Annotated in this window: 17 protein-coding genes; 6 read left to right on the forward strand and 11 right to left on the reverse strand. The window is 36.2% G+C overall.

Translation table 11 applies throughout. The features are described from left to right. The first annotated feature begins 554 nt into the window (after positions 1-554). The 4 genes from NAG76_06260 (at position 555) to NAG76_06275 (ending at position 4,541) form a co-directional block, all read left to right on the forward strand. Positions 555-1,778: a LytTR family transcriptional regulator DNA-binding domain-containing protein gene (locus NAG76_06260; GenBank protein URN95846.1), complete on the forward strand. Its 1,224-nt coding sequence runs from the start codon at positions 555-557 to the stop codon at positions 1,776-1,778. A 161-nt stretch (positions 1,779-1,939) separates the two neighbouring features. Further along, positions 1,940-2,788: an ABC transporter ATP-binding protein gene (locus tag NAG76_06265; protein URN95847.1), complete on the forward strand. Its 849-nt coding sequence runs from the start codon at positions 1,940-1,942 to the stop codon at positions 2,786-2,788. Then, the gene (locus NAG76_06270; GenBank protein URN95848.1) at positions 2,785-3,495 is read left to right on the forward strand and encodes an ABC transporter permease; all 711 of its coding nucleotides are present in this window, start codon (positions 2,785-2,787) and stop codon (positions 3,493-3,495) included. The genes NAG76_06265 and NAG76_06270 overlap by 4 nt, the downstream gene beginning before the upstream one ends. A 335-nt stretch (positions 3,496-3,830) precedes the next feature. Beyond that, positions 3,831-4,541 carry an MBL fold metallo-hydrolase gene (locus NAG76_06275; protein ID URN95849.1) on the forward strand — a complete coding sequence of 237 codons (711 nt, stop codon included), beginning with the start codon at positions 3,831-3,833 and terminating at the stop codon, positions 4,539-4,541. Positions 4,542-4,653: 112 nt separating this feature from the next. Here the strand turns inward: NAG76_06275 and NAG76_06280 are convergent, their stop codons facing one another. From NAG76_06280 to NAG76_06305, 6 genes are all read right to left on the reverse strand, one after another. Next, the gene (locus NAG76_06280; GenBank protein ID URN95850.1) at positions 4,654-5,544 is read right to left on the reverse strand and encodes a MetQ/NlpA family ABC transporter substrate-binding protein; all 891 of its coding nucleotides are present in this window, start codon (positions 5,542-5,544) and stop codon (positions 4,654-4,656) included. 38 nt (positions 5,545-5,582) lie between these two features. Beyond that, entirely contained in the window at positions 5,583-6,254 is a 672-nt protein-coding gene (locus tag NAG76_06285; protein ID URN96777.1) for an ABC transporter permease, read from the reverse strand. A 44-nt stretch (positions 6,255-6,298) separates the two neighbouring features. Next, on the reverse strand, positions 6,299-7,306 hold the full coding sequence (locus NAG76_06290; protein URN95851.1) for an ATP-binding cassette domain-containing protein: 1,008 nt from the start codon (positions 7,304-7,306) through the stop codon (positions 6,299-6,301). Positions 7,307-7,558: 252 nt separating this feature from the next. Further along, a complete protein-coding gene (locus NAG76_06295; protein ID URN95852.1) occupies positions 7,559-7,990 on the reverse strand; it encodes a hypothetical protein in 432 nt (143 codons plus the stop codon). A gap of 10 nt (positions 7,991-8,000) precedes the next feature. Further along, positions 8,001-8,540, reverse strand: coding sequence for a LytTR family transcriptional regulator DNA-binding domain-containing protein (locus NAG76_06300; protein URN95853.1), 540 nt, complete (start codon positions 8,538-8,540; stop codon positions 8,001-8,003). 34 nt (positions 8,541-8,574) lie between these two features. Beyond that, positions 8,575-9,759, reverse strand: coding sequence for a beta-lactamase family protein (locus NAG76_06305; GenBank protein ID URN95854.1), 1,185 nt, complete (start codon positions 9,757-9,759; stop codon positions 8,575-8,577). A gap of 799 nt (positions 9,760-10,558) precedes the next feature. On the opposite strand from NAG76_06305, the gene NAG76_06310 reads away from it, so the two are divergent. Beyond that, on the forward strand, positions 10,559-11,797 hold the full coding sequence (locus NAG76_06310) for a saccharopine dehydrogenase family protein (protein URN95855.1): 1,239 nt from the start codon (positions 10,559-10,561) through the stop codon (positions 11,795-11,797). A gap of 1 nt (position 11,798) precedes the next feature. Continuing rightward, positions 11,799-12,926: a carboxynorspermidine decarboxylase gene (gene nspC / locus NAG76_06315; GenBank protein ID URN95856.1), complete on the forward strand. Its 1,128-nt coding sequence runs from the start codon at positions 11,799-11,801 to the stop codon at positions 12,924-12,926. A gap of 115 nt (positions 12,927-13,041) precedes the next feature. On the opposite strand, the gene splB is transcribed toward nspC, so the two are convergent. From splB to NAG76_06340, 5 genes are all read right to left on the reverse strand, one after another. Continuing rightward, complete coding sequence (gene splB, locus NAG76_06320) at positions 13,042-14,070, reverse strand: spore photoproduct lyase (GenBank protein ID URN95857.1); 1,029 nt, start codon at positions 14,068-14,070, stop codon at positions 13,042-13,044. Then, positions 14,063-14,314, reverse strand: a complete 252-nt coding sequence (locus tag NAG76_06325; GenBank protein ID URN95858.1) for a transcriptional regulator — start codon at positions 14,312-14,314, stop codon at positions 14,063-14,065. Before NAG76_06325 ends, splB begins: the two co-directional genes overlap by 8 nt. A 187-nt stretch (positions 14,315-14,501) precedes the next feature. Continuing rightward, complete coding sequence (locus NAG76_06330; GenBank protein ID URN95859.1) at positions 14,502-15,455, reverse strand: hypothetical protein; 954 nt, start codon at positions 15,453-15,455, stop codon at positions 14,502-14,504. Beyond that, positions 15,452-16,009, reverse strand: coding sequence for a sigma-70 family RNA polymerase sigma factor (locus tag NAG76_06335; protein ID URN95860.1), 558 nt, complete (start codon positions 16,007-16,009; stop codon positions 15,452-15,454). Before NAG76_06335 ends, NAG76_06330 begins: the two co-directional genes overlap by 4 nt. A gap of 297 nt (positions 16,010-16,306) precedes the next feature. Beyond that, positions 16,307-19,411: an amidase family protein gene (locus tag NAG76_06340; protein ID URN95861.1), complete on the reverse strand. Its 3,105-nt coding sequence runs from the start codon at positions 19,409-19,411 to the stop codon at positions 16,307-16,309. Between the last annotated feature and the right edge of the window lie 135 nt (positions 19,412-19,546).

The following is a 19,546-nucleotide window of genomic DNA, read 5'->3' on the forward strand; positions in this document are numbered from 1 at the left end:
AAAATAATTTCGAATCAAAAAAGAGTATCGATAGAATAGGAATAAGGCAAATAAAAATATATGTAGTCCATGTCTCCGGATATAAAAATAAAAGTGTATATAAATAAGCAAATCCAAATACAATAATGATTCTTCTAACAAAATGAGTCTCATACTTAGGATACATCCATAAGCATACAGACATAACGGTTACACACAAAAAATGTAAAATATACCCGAAATATATCTCCTGCAATTCTATGGTAGATAATATTAATCCCGAAACCATAAGAATAATAACCATTAACATAACAATATAATAAATTTTTCGATTAATCTGACTGTAAAATTCCCTCATGAATCCACCATTTCTACATTGTGCATATTATTTCCGCGTATCATTTTCATAAATTAATTATAACAGTCACTTTCCTAATATGGCAATATTGTACATAATTTCACCTTTTCTCCTTATTTATAATAGATTTACTCGGAATGTTGTTTCCCATATATGCATAATATTGATATGATTTAAAAAGGAATTATTAACCATCTAATAGTGAGAGGTAGATACTATGTCTATACTTATGATCAATCAACTGGTAAAGAGAAAAGGCAACACATTGTTACTCCCTGAAATTAATCTAGAAATTGTAAGTGGTCAATGTATCGTTATTCAATGTAATAGTGAACTTGGGCATTTGCTTATTGAACTACTTCTCGGTACTGTTCCAGCATCAAGCGGACAAGTACTATTTGAGGGCGATGAATTACGTCATGAATTTAAGAAAAAAACACATAAAATAGGTATTTCTCTTCTAAACGATGGCGTCTATGACCGCCTAACTGTGAAGGACTATTTTACTTTTTATAAAAATCTGTATGAGACAACAACTTCTATTGATGAAGTTCTACGAAGAATAGGTTTACTCGATCATCGCAACAGTAAACTATCTACGTTAAGTTTCTCCGAAAAGAAACGTTTGCAACTAGGCAGAGCTATTATTCATAATCCTTCATTTATTATATTGGAAGAACCTGAACAAAATGTTGATATTGAGAGCCATATTATTATTCGAACATTAATCGCTGAACTTCGGGATGAAGGAAAGGCTATTCTTATTACGACTTCCTACTTGGCTGATGCCATTTCTATTACTAATGAGGTATACAGATTGAATGAACATGAGCTCAAAAAAATAGAGATTATCGACGAACCTGAAACAGCTCATCAAGAGGATAACAAACTGATTGTACCGGATACTGGTATTGACGTTAGTAGTGAAACTAACATTGTCACTACTCATGCTACTCATATTGATAATGATATCGATGCTGCAATCGACCATACTGCCGAAGTAGAGAGTAATCAATCAACGTTAACCGAGCAGCAGATCGAACAGTCTGAAGTATCTATTCAGACAGAGGCATCTGCACCTGTTCATATCGAAGTACGACCTGTTCGTGTAGAGAAAATTCCTGCTAAGGTGGAAGATAAGATTATCTTATTCGATCCGACAGAAATTAATTTCATTGAAAGTAGCGATGGACTTTCCATGCTGCATGTAAAGGGAGAAACATTCCCTTGTATGCTTACCTTGAATGAGCTCGAACAAAAACTTAAAGCATTTGGCTTCTTCCGATGCCATCGCTCGTACATTGTCAACTTGCAAAAAGTACGTGAAGTTATTACTTGGACACGAAATAGCTTTAGCCTTATTTTAGATGATAATAAGAAAAGCTCAATTCCACTTTCCAAAGGCAAGCTTGATGAGTTAAAGACCATTTTAGGCATCTAACGGGACCAGATTATCGTACAAAATGCTGTATCATTCACCGTTAAATACGCATCATTCAACCCCTAATATACTCTTTTTATCGTTAAAATAATGCGTGGTTACGGGATTTCCTTTAATGTTGGTGTTGCAAGACGAGAACAACATTAAAGGAGCTAGCCAAAATGGAATATCAGATTGAAGTCAACCAATTAACTAAAGCATTTGCTCATAAGTCAGCGCTAAACGGAGTTAGTTTTCAAATTAACCGCGGTGAGATATTCGGATTACTTGGTCCAAGTGGCTCCGGTAAAACTACGATGGTCAAAATATTAACCTCTCAACTTGTACACACATCTGGTTCGGTAAACGTGTTTGGAAGCGACGTGGGAAATCTACAGAACTCCCAGCAAATGAAACGGATTGGTATTCTTACAGATAACAGTGGCTTATATGATCGACTTACTGTTTATGATAATTTAGAGCTTTTTTGTAATCTATACGATGTCGATGTCAAACGCATTGAAGAAGTGCTTCAAGAAGTTAATCTTATACAGGATAAGAAAACGATTGTTAAGCAGCTTTCCAAAGGTATGAAGCAAAGAGTAACATTAGCGCGTGCCATTTTACATAAGCCGGAGCTTTTGTTTCTAGACGAACCGACTTCAGCACTTGACCCTACGAATAAACAGCAAATTCATAATGTTTTAAGAAAACTAAATGATGCTGGAACGACAATCTTCCTAAGCACTCATGACATGCAAGAAGCTGAAGATTTATGTGATCGAATTGCATTTCTCCATAATGGAACCATTCTAGAGCTGGATACACCGCAAAGTCTGCGTATTAAACACGGTGACTCAACCATTAATATTGTATTAAAGGATGGTACATCAATTAACGTAGGGCAGGATGAGGCAGGATCTAAAACTATCGGAAATTATATGAAAAATGGAGAGTTGCTTACTATTCATTCTAATGAACCAACTTTAGGCGATATATTCATCAAACTAACTGGGAGGTCACTACAATGACATTTTCGATAAAGAGAGTACGTGCAATTATTACGAAGGATTGGAAAGATTTAATTAAAAATTACTATATATTAATTTCAATACTTTTACCTTTAGGCTTTGCATTCATGATATCTCGTTTAGGTACTAATGACGCTAGCATGCTAAGTATGCCGATTAATATTGCATTGGTTATGACCGGTGCCTTTGTTCAAGCATCCATGATGGCAGAAGAGAAGGAAAAAAGCACATTGCGCGTCTTATTACTCTCCCCTGCTACAACGCTAGAAATTATGATGGGCAAAAGTGTTTTATCTGCTGTAATTACTTCAATAGTTGTCGCAGGCTCTATTATAATTAGTGGAATTAAAGTTCCCGGTCTGTTTTTCTTATCTATTATGATTATATTATCACTAATAATTTTTATATCGTTAGGTACTATTATTGGACTTATCTCACGTACTGTAATGGAAACTTCCATCGTAGGATTGCCAATTCTCGTCATCTTTATCTATGGATCTGTTTTTGGTTCTATGTTTGATAGCTCTGTTGTTACAAAGATAATTACTTATCTACCTACAGAAAACTTCTCAGCCGCACTAATGAGTTTACAAGGCAATGGCGGTTTTTCAGAAGTTAAATGGAATATTGTTAATTTGCTTATCTGGGCAATTTTCTCGGTAATTTTAGCAATATTCATCTACGGTAAGCGTCGATTTGATAAATAATAATGGAATGTGAGGTAATACTACTATGAACTCCAAAACAACCAAATTCATATTTCAAATGTTAGTTGCTGCTGTAATTGCAATTATCATTGTCTCTGTTGTTAAAAACTTAGCTTAGTTCATCATACAATATAATAAAATATGAAATAAGCTCTTCGAGATTGAAGGGCTTATTGAACTTTAAACCTTACCTGCTTCCAAACTATCTGTAGAATTTTTAGCCATGATTTAATCAGCAATTCTTGTACCAACACTATTAACTATTGACAGAAAAACGATTACTAATTTATTGTAAAAATTGGAAGTAATAAGAAATAAATGAAAGGATTGAGCTCATGGAACTGGAACTCTATGCTGTTAAATTTGGAGAATCTTTGTTTCACTTAAGAAATATATACCGTGATACGAATAATTCGGAGGAACTAGTCAAGATTTCGTGGTCTTATTATATTGCAAAACATAATAATAAAACAATTTTTATTGATACAGGATTTCGCGAAGAAAATGTAGCGAAGCAATGGGGTATTACTTTTACAGACGTTGAATTCGAATTAGAGAGCATTATTAATAACCTAAGCGTAGTTGATACCGTAATTATTACTCACAGTCACTTTGACCATATTGAAAATCTTGACTTGTTTAATAACCCTGAAATTATTATTTCTAAAAATGAGTATGACATTGCACTACAACAATGCTCACAATCCATTAAAGAGAAACTGCTTCAATGCAACATTGTGACCGTTGAAAATGAATATGTTTACAATGACCTATTCAGATTTAAAGTTATTGGTGGTCATAGTAATGGTTCATCTGTCGTTTATTTCGAATCGAATAATAACAAATATATTATTACTGGCGATGAATGTTATTGGTGTGATAATATGCTAAGCAATCGACCAATCGGGATTTATTCGAGTACAGAAAATAACGAAAGGTTTTTAAACGATACTCATTCAAGTGGGTTAATACCACTCCCATTCCATGATCTAAAAATATTCGAACAATATTCAGCGATTTCTAAAAATATAGTCAGAATACTTTAATAATGTTTCGACTTTGCTCATTCTATTTCATATCAACTTGTCAGCAATTGAAAAAGTGCAAGCTTATAGCTTGCACTTTTTTGTAATATTACTATTAATATCATTTCATCAATTAATTAAAAGCCGGGACAACAGCGCCTTTATAAGTCTCATTAATAAAGCTCTCTACCTCAGATGATTTTAGAGCTTCAATAAGCTTAACAATGGCTTCATCTTTTTGGTTATCTGGACGAGTAACTAAAATATTTACATATGGTGAGTTCTTATCTTCAATAATCAATGCATCTTCTACTGGGTTTAAACCAGCCTCCAACGCATAGTTAGTATTAATAGCTGCAATATCTACTTCATCAAGAACGCGAGGAATTGTTGCTGCTTCCAGCTCAACAAATTCAAAGCCTCTTGGATTATTTTTAATATCAGAAACTGTTACTTCTAGTCCAGCATTTTCATCTAGTTCAATCAAGCCATTTTGTGCTAGAAGAATTAACGAGCGACCGCCATTAGACGGGTCATTTGGTATTGCAATTTTGGCACCATCTTTAATTTCAGAAATAGTTGTAAGACTATTGGAATACACTCCAAATGGCTCAACATGTACACCCGCTACACTAACTAGATCATAACCATTATCCGCATTGAATTGATCTAGGTACGGTACATGCTGGAAAAAGTTAGCGTCAAGTTCTTTTTCATACAATGTTTTATTAGGCAATACATAATCAGTAAATTCAATAACTTCAAGATTAATTCCTTGTTCTTTTAATACTGGAACTAATGAATTCAAAATTTCCGCGTGTGGAATTGGTGATGCTCCTACCTTAATTGTTACTTCTTCAACTTCTTCAGTAGCCCCTGTGTCAGCATTACTTGCATTGTTTGAGCCAGTTGCTTCATTTGTACTATTGTTAGTGTTGACCGTATTTCCTCCTTGATTTCCGCAAGCAGCAAGTAGCAATACTAATGCAAGTAAAATAATTGAAGTTAACTTTGTTTTTCTCATCCTAATTCCTCCATTATATTTATCTATTTTTTGTTTCATTACAACTGCTTTTTACTGAAATAACGCACTAGTCGATCACCAAACATCTGCATGAGCTGTACTAGAACGACAATCAGTACAACACTTACAATTAACATATCAATTCTATAGCGATGATGTCCGTAGCGAATGGCTAGATCACCGATTCCCCCGCCACCTACTATGCCAGCCATTGCGGTATATGATACTAAGGTAACCATCGTAATCGTTATTGCTGTAATTAGCCCTGCTCTTGATTCTCGTAGCATCACTCGCCAAACAATTTGCCACTTAGTAGCTCCCATTGCTTGTGCAGCCTCTACAACGCCATGATCAACTTCTCTAAGCGCGGATTCTACTAATCTAGCAAAAAACGGAGCCGCAGCTATAACAAGTGGTGGTATTGCCCCTTTAACTCCAATGCTTGTGCCTGCTATTATCTTGGTTAGTGGGAGCAGCACTATGATTAATATAACGAAGGGAACGGAGCGCATAACATTAACAACAAAGGATATTATGGCGTATATAACCTTGTTTTCTAGCATTTGCTTACTAGAAGTCAGGAAAAGTAGAATACCTATGACAAAGCCTATAGCAACAATATACGGTAGTGAAAATTCAAGCATAATTAACGTTTGCTTTGTTGCCTTATACACTTCATCCCATCTGACATTATCAAAATATGAGATGATATGATTAATAAAGAAAGGAGCATTGGAAACAAATGAAAGGTTAGTCATTGTATTTCATTTACCTCCAATCCTTGTGAACGCAAGCTCGTAATAATATAGTCTACATCACTGTCTGTACCCTGCAGCTCGATAAGCAGCTGTCCATATGGTACATGCTTCATTTTGGAAATCTTTCCTTGGAGAATAGTTAATTTCGCACTCGTACGATTAACCGTTTCGTAGATAATCGGCTCATAGGTTAAATGACCACTATACTGGATATAAATAAGACGTCCTGTAACTGGCCCGTTACGATCAATAACCAGTTCTATACTATCCTCCGATTCATGTAAAAATTGCTTCGTAATCGACTGCTTTGGATACAAAAAAACGTCAATTACGTTGCCAACTTCTACAATATTACCTTCATCCATAACAGCAACACGATCACAGATTTTGCGAATGACTCCCATCTCATGAGTAATAAGCAATATCGTAATACCTAACTGAGCATTAATATCTTTCAATAGCATTAAGATACTTTCTGTGGTTTGCGGATCTAACGCTGATGTTGCTTCATCACAGAGTAACACTTGAGGATTAGTAGCCAATGATCTAGCTATACCTACTCGTTGCTTTTGCCCACCTGATAATTGACTAGGATAATGATCTTTATGACCAGAAAGTCCGACAAGCTCTAACAATTGCTCAACTCTATCTGACACTGCCTGCTTGGATAGACGAGATAGCTTCAGTGGAAAAGCGATGTTTTGAGCTACGGTCATAGTAGCCATCAAATTAAAATGCTGAAAGATCATACCTATCTGTCTTCGCTGCTCCTGTAATTCCTTTTCTCCCATTGCCGTCAAATCTCTATGGTCAACTAACACCTTCCCACTAGTAGGAGTCTCGAGTAAATTTACACAGCGCAGTAATGTACTTTTTCCTGCACCTGATCTTCCGATAATGCCGAAAATTTCGCCCTTTTCTACTTTTAGGCTTACATTATTAAGTGCAGTGATACTTTTCTTTTTCTGTCTATATTCTTTATTGATGTCTAATAACTCAATCACACTAACACTCCTTCGGTACCACTAAAAAACTAATAAAAAGTAAACCCATTTAATCCTTAGTTATCCAGTAGGATTAGTATAGTATAAAATTTATGGATGTGCAATAACTTGTTAAATTTATTATTTCTGTAATTTTATCCCCTAAAGATTCTGACCATATGATAAATGAAAAGTGCTCATCAAACCTGCATTAGAACACAACAAACCCGTATCCAATAGATACGGGTTTGTTTAGGGAATCCAATCGATATCTTATTTATCTTTCATCATTGCTTTAAATGTTTTTAACTTCTGCTGGACTCGCCGATACATCATATAATCGAATAGATTTGCTATACATATAATACTCAGCACTATCGATAATATTGGTATAAATTCGCCTTGTTTGTCCATTTGACCGTCTGCGATTATAACTAAGGATAACATGATTAAAGTGGTTATAATTAATGCAATGAGGTTGTTTATAAAGAAGTAGATTTTGGAGTTTGCTATACTAATCGGGAGTATTGCTGTTAGCCATTCCGTAATAAAACCAATAATAAATCCGATACTTCCACTGGCTAATACCGTCACAATTTTATATTCGAAAAGCACATTTGTGTCATTGAAAAACTGTAGTAAAATACCTATAAAGAGACCCAGAAAAAATGACTTTATTATATTTTCCAAATGAATTTTATCCATTATGGTTCTCCTATATTTTGAGTGTGTGACGAAGCTTTTTTGAGTACATTTTTGACACTTCTAATTCAACATTATTATCCATTCTAAGCACATATCTAGAGTTAAACCAAGGGATAATTTCTTTTACATGTAGCAAATTAACAAGTTGTGATTTGTTGATTCTTAAGAAACCTTTTACCAGCCACAGGTTCTCATAGTATTGCAGCGTTTCCTTGATACTATAGCGATTGGACGTTGTGTACGCCATAATTCCTTCAGAACCTGCTTCTACATACAAGACATTCCTTGGTTCAATAACTACAAATTTATTGTCGCTTAAGCCAGTTAGCGTATTCATATAATGAATGTCTTCTCGAATGCCGGAGACCAAGAGCTTAATTACATCCATATAATCCATCGCATCAAACACTACACTAAGCTTTCCGCTTGGCAGATCATATCCTTTTTCAACTAGTACCAAATTACTTTCTTCCTTAATCTCTATTTGGTATTTTGCTAATTCTTGTTTTAATTTTTCATAAACTTTACTTGAACACAATAATTGAACCATCATGTGTCTCCTATTTACAACTTATGAAATATATTTACTTAACTATCATCCTATCATAAATCATTCTTATTTTGACTAATTGTTCTATACCTTTTTCCGCATAATCAATCGATCCAAAATTTGCGATAAAAAAGGTATCCTCTTCTTTATCATATAATGCATAAGTTCCTGTAGCCCCAACAGCACCATAAACATCACTCATTGAGCCCAGCAGAAATGATAACTCACTAAAGTCGAAATACATCATACCCATTCCATAATAAATACCTTTCTCATAGCGGTGATTAAAGTCGGTCATCTTACTATAAACTTCATCAGATAGTAAAGTCCCATTTTCTAGAGCCCTCATAAATGTTAACAGATCGTTCATAGTCGTAACTACACCACCGCCCGCCCAGTCAACTGATAACGCATTTCTATCACTATAGTCGATTCCATTAATATAAATCCCAATAATATCAGCCAGTTCATCGTTATAAAACATTAAATAACTATCGTTCATGTCTAATGGATTAAATATTCTTTCTTCTAAAATATTTGAATATGATTTATTCTCGATAGCTTCCAGCATAAGTCCAAGCAAAATATATCCCGTATCCGTATAATAAAATTGTTGACCCGGAAGTCCTATAGCATCTTGGTTTTCTGTAGTAAATGCAATTAACTCTTCTGGAGTAAATGAAAGATCCGGATTAGATGTAATCATTTCCAATAGAGGTTTCCCTTTTTTTACCGGACCAGCGAAATAATCACCAATTCCAGATGTATGACTCAGTAATTGTTGTACCGTTACCTGATCCTTATAATCTATGCCGTCTATTACAAATAATCCCTTAAGGATATCATCATCTAGCCAAGAACTGATTTTATCATCATAGCTGATTTTCCCTTCGTCAACTAACATACCATAGATAGCAGCACACATCGTTTTACCTATACTGGCTGAATGATATTGACTATCAAATTGAACCGATTGATCTGATAATTGATTTTGCGTACCTACTGCAAATTGTTCAAAGTAGCCTGTTAGGTTGGACTGAATGGTCAATAGTACACTAGATAACGTATCGTCTTTCTCTACAATTTTGGTTAAATGTTTTTCGATTTTTTCAGTTACCGCTTCTTCAGATATCGGTCTATTCATAATCGCTATAACACATAGTCCAATGACAACTACAATGATCACACAAACGATTACCCTCAATGCTATTTTCTTCATATAGACCACCTTTCGCTTCCTATACTTTTCATACATTAATCTAATCGGTGAGTGATGATTTAGATACGCTTTTAAGCTAAGCGGTCTAAATTAAAGGTTAAGACGACTTTCAAGTGGCCTATAAAACTGATGACCCATAGTATTAAGTCTGATGGCTTAACAGAAATTTTTATAACAAAAATTCGTTTTCTGAATAGAGTAGTAGTAATTGGGGAGGTTAATGTATAGTTCCTTATCCCAATGAGTTTCCAACTCTGTAAAAAAAAATTGCATGTTTTCAAAAAAATATGTTGCTCGCTCATCTCTATCCTGCTATTATGTAGAAGAATGATATTGGAAAGCTAATATTCAAAGCATTTAGGATCTTTCCAAGCAGATAACCTTTGACCACTTCTAACAAGAAGTTATGGCCATACGGACAGCCCGGTCAAATGCCGATTGGCAACTTTAGTTGCCTTATTGATTGAGTTAAAAGCTCAAATTTTATAAGTTGGTTACTTTACAACCAGTGCATATGCACATAACTTGTGAAACGGTCAATAAGAGTGGTAAAAGTAATTATTTGCTATATAGACTCTGATCCTAACATGATATATTTGAATATGAAGAACCTTTCCATGAAACTATACGTTTGATGGCTGACGAGCACGCAAGAAGTTTGTCCAGTCATATTTAATGGGACTATCTTTTTATTTATATATATCAGAGCAAGTGTGATGCGCATTGTGCGTGTTTCGCTTGCTTTTTTTGTTGCCGTTTTTGCAGTATTAAAAATTCACTTGTGATAGGAGATCGAATAATGGGAAAAGCACTAGTCATTGGCGCCGGAGGCGTAGCATCAGTAGCAATTCACAAATGTGTTCAAAACAGTGAGGTTTTTGAAGAAATCTGTATCGCAAGTCGCACAAAATCAAAATGCGATGATTTAAAAGCGAAATTGGACGGCGGCAAAACAAAAATTACAACTGCACAAGTAGATGCAGACAATGTAGATGAGCTAATTGCTCTAATCAATGAAGTTAAACCAGATATCGTTATGAATCTGGCTCTACCTTACCAAGATTTGACGATCATGGATGCTTGCCTAGCTACAAAAACGAACTATATGGATACGGCAAACTATGAGCCAGAAGATACTGCGAAATTCGAATATAAATGGCAATGGGATTACCGTGAGCGCTTTGAAAAAGCTGGAATCACAGCACTTTTGGGTAGCGGATTCGATCCAGGTGTAACTGGCGTATTCTCTGCTTATGCACTTAAACACTATTTTGATGAAATTGAATATATCGACATTTTGGATTGCAATGGCGGCGATCACGGTTATCCGTTCGCAACTAACTTCAACCCAGAAATCAACATTCGTGAAGTATCCGCTAATGGACGCTACTGGGAAAATGGAGAATGGATCGAGACGAAACCGATGGAAATTAAGCGCGAATATAATTTCGCTGAAGTCGGTCAAAAAGACATGTATTTGTTATACCATGAAGAGCTTGAATCTCTTGCACAAAACATGCCTGGACTAAAACGTATCCGTTTCTTTATGACTTTCGGACCAAGCTACCTTATGCACTTAAAAGCACTTGAAAACGTAGGAATGACTTCCATCGAACCAATCGAATACGAAGGAAAACAAATCATTCCTCTTCAATTCTTGAAAGCTGTACTACCAGACCCGGCTTCCCTAGGACCTCGTACAGTGGGCAAAACGAATATTGGTTGTATCTTCAAAGGTAAAAAAGACGGTCAAGACAAGACTTACTATGTATACAATGTTTGCGACCACCAAGAGTGCTATAAAGAAGTTGGCTCTCAAGCGATCTCTTATACAACTGGCGTTCCTGCCATGATCGGTGCAGCAATGGTCATGACTGGTAAATGGAATAAACCAGGCGTATTCAATATCGAAGAGTTCGATCCAGATCCATTCATGGAAGAACTGAACAAATGGGGCCTTCCATGGGTAGAAGACTTTAATCCTGTTCTAGTTGATGCATTGCCTGAGGAAGCTAAAAAGCCGGAGTTGGTTCGCTAACATGAGGTTCGAGGAATTACCGACACCCTGTTTTGTAGTAGATGAAGCACTCATCGAAAAAAACCTTAATATTCTAAGCGGAGTTATAGAGCGTACTGGAGCCAAAATTTTGCTTGCGCAAAAAGCTTTTTCCATGACTGCTATGTATCCGCTCATTGGAAAATATTTAAGCGGTACAACTGCGAGTGGTTTATTCGAAGCACGTCTAGGTCACGAGGAAATGGGCAAAGAAAATCACGTCTTTGCTCCTGCCTATCGTGAAGATGAAATTGAAGAAATTATTGCAATTTGTGATCATATCATCTTTAATTCTTTCTCCCAGCTGGAAAAGTATAAAGCTAAAGCTCTTGCTGCTGGTAGAAAAATAGGAGTTCGTATCAATCCAGAATGTTCGACACAAGAGGGGCATGAAATCTATGATCCTTGTGCGATCGGTTCAAGATTTGGCGTGAAGCTAGAGGATTTCCGTCCGGATCTACTTGATGGCGTTTCGGGATTGCACTTCCATACCCTTTGCCAACAGAACTCGGATGATTTGGAGACTACGCTTAATGCAGTCGAAGACAGATTCGGACCATGGTTATCTCAAATGGAATGGATCAACTTCGGTGGCGGTCATCATATCACTAGAGAAGACTATGATATCCCGAGACTTGAAGCTTGTATTGCACGAATGCAGCAAAAATACGACTTGGAAGTCTATCTTGAACCTGGAGAAGCCATCGCGCTTAATGCAGGTTATATGGTTACATCCGTTCTGGATATGAATAAGAACGGTATCGAAATCGCTATCGTGGATACATCGGCAACATGTCATATGCCAGATGTTCTCGAAATGCCTTATCGTCCGCCGCTGTTCGGTTCAGGCGAAGCTGGCGAGAAACCTTACACTTATCGACTTGGCGGTCCGACTTGTCTTACGGGCGATGTAATCGGAGACTACTCCTTCGATCAGCCGTTACAGATCGGTGACCGATTAGTATTTGGAGATATGGCGATTTACTCCATGGTGAAAACAAATACCTTCAACGGTATGCCACTGCCTGCTATTGCGTTGCAGGATAAAGACGGAAATTGCCGTGTCGTTCGTGAGTTCGGCTATGAAGATTTCAAGATGCGACTAGCATAATATATTAGTAAAGCCTTAACCCTACCTATTGGTAGGGTTAAGGCTTTTTTAGTAATGTTTTTGGGCTCAATTTAATCATGGAATCAACTGAGGTGTAGTCTAAGAATCTTAATATTTATGTGAAATACTCAATAGTAGATTGAGGGAAATAGTGGTTAATATAACCGCCAAGTGTTTCTTTAATATCTTCCTGCTCTTGGTCTGTATAAACATATTTTCCAATTCCATATCGTCCCCATTTCCATTTCCTTTTAGTTTCATCAAGCTCCAGTTTTGTCATCGGATAATTCTTCTCTATAACATTCTTCGCTGGTTTAGTAAATCGATGTTGAATTAATTCGAAGGTTAAATCTTTCTTCGCAGAATCGGAAAGTACCGATTCTAACCTCTCGAACATGACCTTATATCCCTCTTTCCATCCTTCGTGCAAATAGATTGGAGCAATTATGAAACCTAAAGGATATCCCGCCTCCCCCACTTTCCTAGCAGCTTCCATCCTCTCAGATTGTCTAGATGTCCCCGGTTCAAAATTTTTTATTATATAGTCGTCATTCATACTGAAGCGAAATCGTGTGCGACCATTATGCTTGGCATCAAGTAAATGATCAACATGAGCAAATTTGGTTACAAAACGTAATCGTCCTAATTCAGATTCGCCAAAAAATTCAATAGCCCTCTTTAGAGAATGTGTTAAATGATCAATACCAACGATATCTGACGTACAGGATGCTTCAAACCGTGTTATTTCTGGAGCTCTCTCCTTCATATATTGATTGGCGGCTTCAAAGATGTCATCAAGATTAACATATGTACGGATATACGGCTTACTACCCATAGTAGTTTGTAAATAACAATAATGACAATGACCCATACACCCCGTTGCAAATGGAATTGCATACTCTGCAGATGGTTTTGACGTATCAAATTTTAAAGTTTTTCTAACCCCAACGACTAGAGTTGACTTAGCATTTCTATATTTTTGAAAATCGTTGTCTCCAGGCAGGTTTCGTATTTGGTTATGTGAGGTAGTCTCTCTAATTTCAATCCCCATATTATCAAATTTTGTTATTAATTCTCTTCCTAAAGGATATTCTAGTGCTCTTGGTTCGACATAAACAAGTTGAGGTACGAAAGGCTTAACCATAATAACCCTCCATATCAGTAAACCCAAAAGAGTCTCTGTAGGCCTCTTCAGCCTCACTTGCTGATTGATATATGGCAAATTCATCGTTTAATGGATAGTATGTCTCATAAATAAATAGTGAAAGATTACCGGGAGAATTAGGATCCATCACAACTGCAGCTTCCTGAACATTAGCTACTCCCTGAACATGAGGGTTTCGAATAATTACATACACGATTTGTCCCGGCTGAATTACGTTTAACATTTTACCAACCCCATCCTTATGTTTTTGTTAGTATGACATGGAATTGTGTAGAATATCCTAACCTATAAAGATAATTTTATGTTAATGAAATGTAGCACGTTACAGCCACAATATTGTCATCCAATAACATATTCGAAAGCTATTGTTAGAAACTATAATCTTCATCATCATTAAGTTTGTGTCAGTCTCATCTGGATTCATTAAGTTTTTTTACTTCCATTTCCTTCTTACTAAACTGATACGTCACAATAACATCTTCAATAATTGCAGTATCTTCGTATGCAAGGGAACCCTCAAACTGTAAAGTATCATTGTCAGTCCACACTATGTCATTGACATAGCTATAATTCTCATGATCTATGCGAATCCATGTATCAAATTCTTTTTGTGCACCATAATTAACTCTTGCTGATTCTACTAATTCTGGACTTGTCATTCTATCTTCAACATTAATAATATCAATAAAGTCGCTTTTATTAGAGTTCATAACTACTGCAATGAGTTTTCGATCTGGTGAAGGAATTATTTTTCTAATATACATGGCTGTTCTGGAATAGTGAAAATACTCTTCAAGCACATTGTCTTTTATTCTCCATAGAACATTCTGACTTCCATAATCTGAATAGTTGTTAAACAACGTAAAGACGATACTACCATCTGCTAGCTTAACAATATAAGGACTTTCGTATGTTTTTGAAAGAATATCTACGGCAAAAGCTGCTGCATCTGCAATTTTTTGATTTTCACTTTCCACAAATGGCTGAATTTCTATTAATGCTTTTACTCTCAAACTTTCATCATTAAAACTTTCAACTAGACGATTAATTGCAATATAAACATATTCATTGTTGTCACTTTTTAAAGCTTTCAAAAATTTATCCGCATCATAATGAGTGACAGGTTGTAACTCCATGCTTTCAGCTGTTAAATAACGTATATATGGCTCAGTGTTTTGATTCTTAATATAGTCTGTTGCTAACAGAACAGTAGCAGTAGAACTATATAGAACAAGACATGCAACCAAAACAATCCACTTTTTTGAGAAGCTTTTTTTCCTATTTTCTATTCCACTATGCCCGGCAGAATCAATTAAGTTTTCATTAATTAACCCAATTTCCCGATATAAATCTTCACTTTTCATAAGTTAATCCCCTCTTTGAGTAGATAATCTCTAAGTTTATTTCTTGTTCGAAATAATGTTGATTTCACTTTACTATTACTCATATTGAACATTTTAGAAATATTCTTTATGGAATCAGAGTACCAATACCTCCTAATAAATAAATTTCTTGTTTGCTCATCTATCGTATATAAAAAGTGATTAATTAAGTGGGCAATCTCTCCAGCTTCATACTCTGTTTCTACAGTATTAGGAGAAGCTAAACATTCTTCTAATTCAGTTAGAATAACTTCAAACTCACGATTACGCTTTTTCGCTGTATTATAACCATATTTATCAAGTGCAATATTACGTGCGATTCTCCCTAGAAATACAGAGAACTTCCTAGGCATATTAGGTGGTATTGCATTCCATGCTGCTAAATATGTATCGTTCTCACACTCTTCAATATCTGAATAATTGGAAAGTATGTTTCTTGCAATTGCTTTGCAGTACGCCCCATATTTGTTTTTAGTTTCTAAAAGCGCTTGCTGCGAACGCTGCAAGTATAGATGAACTATTCCTTGGTCTTCCATTCGCTATTCTCCTTTGGCAAATCTTATCTCTTTATCATCTCATGGTTCATTGAATATGATCTTATCTATATAGTAGAAAGTTCGCAAGATTGGTTGCACTTGCAGTATGAATTTTACTACATGTTGCGATTACTAGTTTTTTATGTTCTAATCGGTTTTATTTCGTGGACGATTGTTTTGTTAGTATCGTTGACTCCTCAATTTAAGATATAGATCCCTTTTAATACAAAAAAAGACTGTAGGAAAACTAATCTTCACTAGTTTCCTACAGTCTGAAGCTCTTAATAAAATTTATATCTATGATTTCAATGTTTCTAGTAATCTAGCAATAACTGTTGCAAATTCTGCTCTAGTAATATCTTTTTCAGGCTTAAATGTGCTGTCTGCGTACCCTGTAATAATTTTATTGGATGCGAGTGCATCAATATACTCATAGAACCAGGCATTTCCATTGACGTCTTTGAATGACGTATTCCCAGTACCTGTTAACTTAAAGGCTCTAGTGATTAGTGCCGCTAATTCACCACGACTCATTTTCTCATCTGGTCGGAATGACCCATCACTATATCCATTCATCAAGCCTGATTGAGCAGCTGCACCAATATACGTATTAGCCCAGTGATTTGAAGTTACATCTGTAAAGCTACTTACTTGTCCTTCTAGTCCCAAGTAAGTTGTAATTACTTTAATCGCTTCAGCGCGAGTCAAACCTGAATCTGGACGGAATGTTCCATCTGAATAACCGTTTAGTAATCCCTCAGTAATAAGAACGTCAATGCTTGCTTTAGCCCAATGATCAGTTGTATCTACAAAACTAACAACTTCCGGCTTATCTGTTGGGACTGGTGTTGGTGTTGGTGTTGGTGTTGGTGTTGGAGGGGTTACTCCTCCATTATCTGTGCCTGGACCTGAAACGTATCGAAGTGCAGGAACAAATGTTGAATGTAATCTAGCTTGACTTTGTTGCTCTAGAGCATAGCCCATACCCAAAATTTTTGCATCATCCCAAGCTCTACCAACAAGTTGCATAGAAATTGAATATCCACTAGCGTTCGTCCCTACTGGTACAACTACGGTAGGTAGTCCAACATTAGACGTTAGTACACCCGTTCCACGGTCAGAACTTAATTGTGAAGCAGCTGCGTCATTGTTATATACGTCACTAATAAATCCTGCGTAAACAACAGCATCCACGCCATTCTCGTCCATCCATCCTTTAATAACATCCTTATAGTCAGTTCTATACTTAATATAATCTTGTACAGCCTGTTCTGTCATACGAATAGGAGTACTATATGTTCTTTGATTATAAATAAGCACTTCCTCTGAAGCTAGTACACTTGCTCCATCAATGTAAGGGAAATCTTTATGAAGCTCTATATAACGTGCCCAACCTTCTGTAGATCCATTGATACCTGATGGACGACTTGGTGCTGATGGTACTGCTGACATTTCAACCATTGTCGCACCAGCTGCTTCAAGCTCCGAGAATTTATTCATTACTGCTTGTCCAGTATCATCAGTCGCAAATGTTGATACGAAGGATGCAGGAATATATCCTATTTTCTTACCTTGCAATGCATTAGCATCTAGTGATTCCTTCCAGTCAGCTGGACGCTTATTATCTGCATCGGCAGTCACTGTGAAAATATCCTGTGGATCCGTACCCGTTGTAGCATTTAACAGAATAGCTAGATCAGTTACTGTTTTAGCTATTGGACCTGCATAATCTTGTCCCCAAGTGAGTGGCATTACACCAGTAGCACTTGCCATACCGTCTGTCCCGCGGAAGTTAGTTAAGCTCGCACCTGTACTTGGTGCATATAGAGACACTCCTGTTTGCGATCCCATTGCTGCTGCTGCAAAATCAGCGGCAACAGATACTGCTGATCCTCCACTTGAACCAAAAGATGTTTTTGATGGATATAGTGCATTCCATGTTTGCATCCAACCACTCTCACTAAAACTTCCGCTATTAGCGAACTCAGAAGTATTTACTTTACCAATAATTATAGCTCCAGCTTCTCTTAGCTTAGCCACTTGGAATGCATCAGAACTTGGTCGCCAGCCTTCAAGAGCTTTTGTACCACCTGTAGTAGGCATATCCTTTGTATCATAAATATCTTTAATTGCAATTGGAATACCTAGCAGATCACCTGTTGCACCTGATGCACGAGCATTATCAGCAGCTTTCGCTTGCACAAGTGCAGTTTCAGATTCATGTAAGAATGCATGGAATCCTAATTGACCCTTATCGTATGCATTAATTCTATCTAAATATGCTTGAGTAATTTCTACAGAAGTCGTTTTACCATTAATCATATCCTGCTGCATTTCTGCAATTGATTTATTCGTAACATCATATGGGGATGAAGTCACGAATTCTTTCATTGTAGGAGCATCTGGAATAGCTAGCTTATCTCCAGTATCAAGCCCCTCTATACCAGATATATCCCAGTTGCTAATGGAAAGGATTTGTGCGTTGGTTAAACCAGTTACATCTAGCTGACTATTAAGTTCATCTAGCATAGTAACCATTTTTACTAACCCTTCCTCACCAGCTTCTCCAACTTGTACATAATTTACTAGAGATTTTGACTCACCTGGCTCAATACTTAATGTATTAATGAAACCATAGAAATTTGCATCATTTCCAGACTTAACTAACGGTGTTGTAAATGGATCCTTTTGCTGATTACCTAGTCCAGTTAATCCATTATCAAATGGATCTGGAGATCCAATTGCAATACCTACTGGCTTATTATTTCTAGCATCGCTATCTACGACAATCCAAGAATCATCCGTAGTTACATCTAGATCGTCAGAGGAGGTTGCCTTTATTTTTGCAGCATTAGTAGTAGTACCATACCCTAAAGATCCGCCGAAAGATACATCAACCGTTACAGCTTCACTATTTATATTCGTGAATGTATCAAAGAATCTAGTTCTATTAGTTACTCTATCAATGTACACCTCACGTGTAATTAATATATTTCCTAGATTTACAGATTGAGTCGAAATGAATTTATTAGTGCCATCGTATTTCAAGTTAAACCCACGCATCATTTGACCATTCATTAGCGAAGCCGAAGGTGATGACACTTTAACAAATATATTACCAAAGCCTTGTACTTGTGTATTCCCGACTGTACGCAAGCTTCCAGTGTCTAAACTAGGGGCAAAATTATCGTGAATTTCCCATACTGTTCCACTTTCTGAAGTTACTCGAGTTAAAGCATCAGCTGTTTGAAAAGGAATTACACCAGAAGCAATAACAGATAACGCTATTGAAGTAGCTATAACCTGCTTTTTACCCCAATTATTTTTTGCTGATGAATATTCAGAGCGAGTGGAACTAGAATGATTACTTTTAGATTTACGCAGACGTTTTAATTTACTCATTACGACTCATCTCCTTTTATTGTATGTAAGGAAATATAACATTATAGTATTTTTTCGTCAATAATTATAATTAACTTTTCTCTTAAATATTAATTTTCAAAGAAATAAAGCATTAAGTGTGATGTAATATAACAT

Source organism: Candidatus Pristimantibacillus lignocellulolyticus (genome assembly GCA_023639215.1).
Lineage (GTDB): Bacteria > Bacillota > Bacilli > Paenibacillales > Paenibacillaceae > Pristimantibacillus > Pristimantibacillus lignocellulolyticus.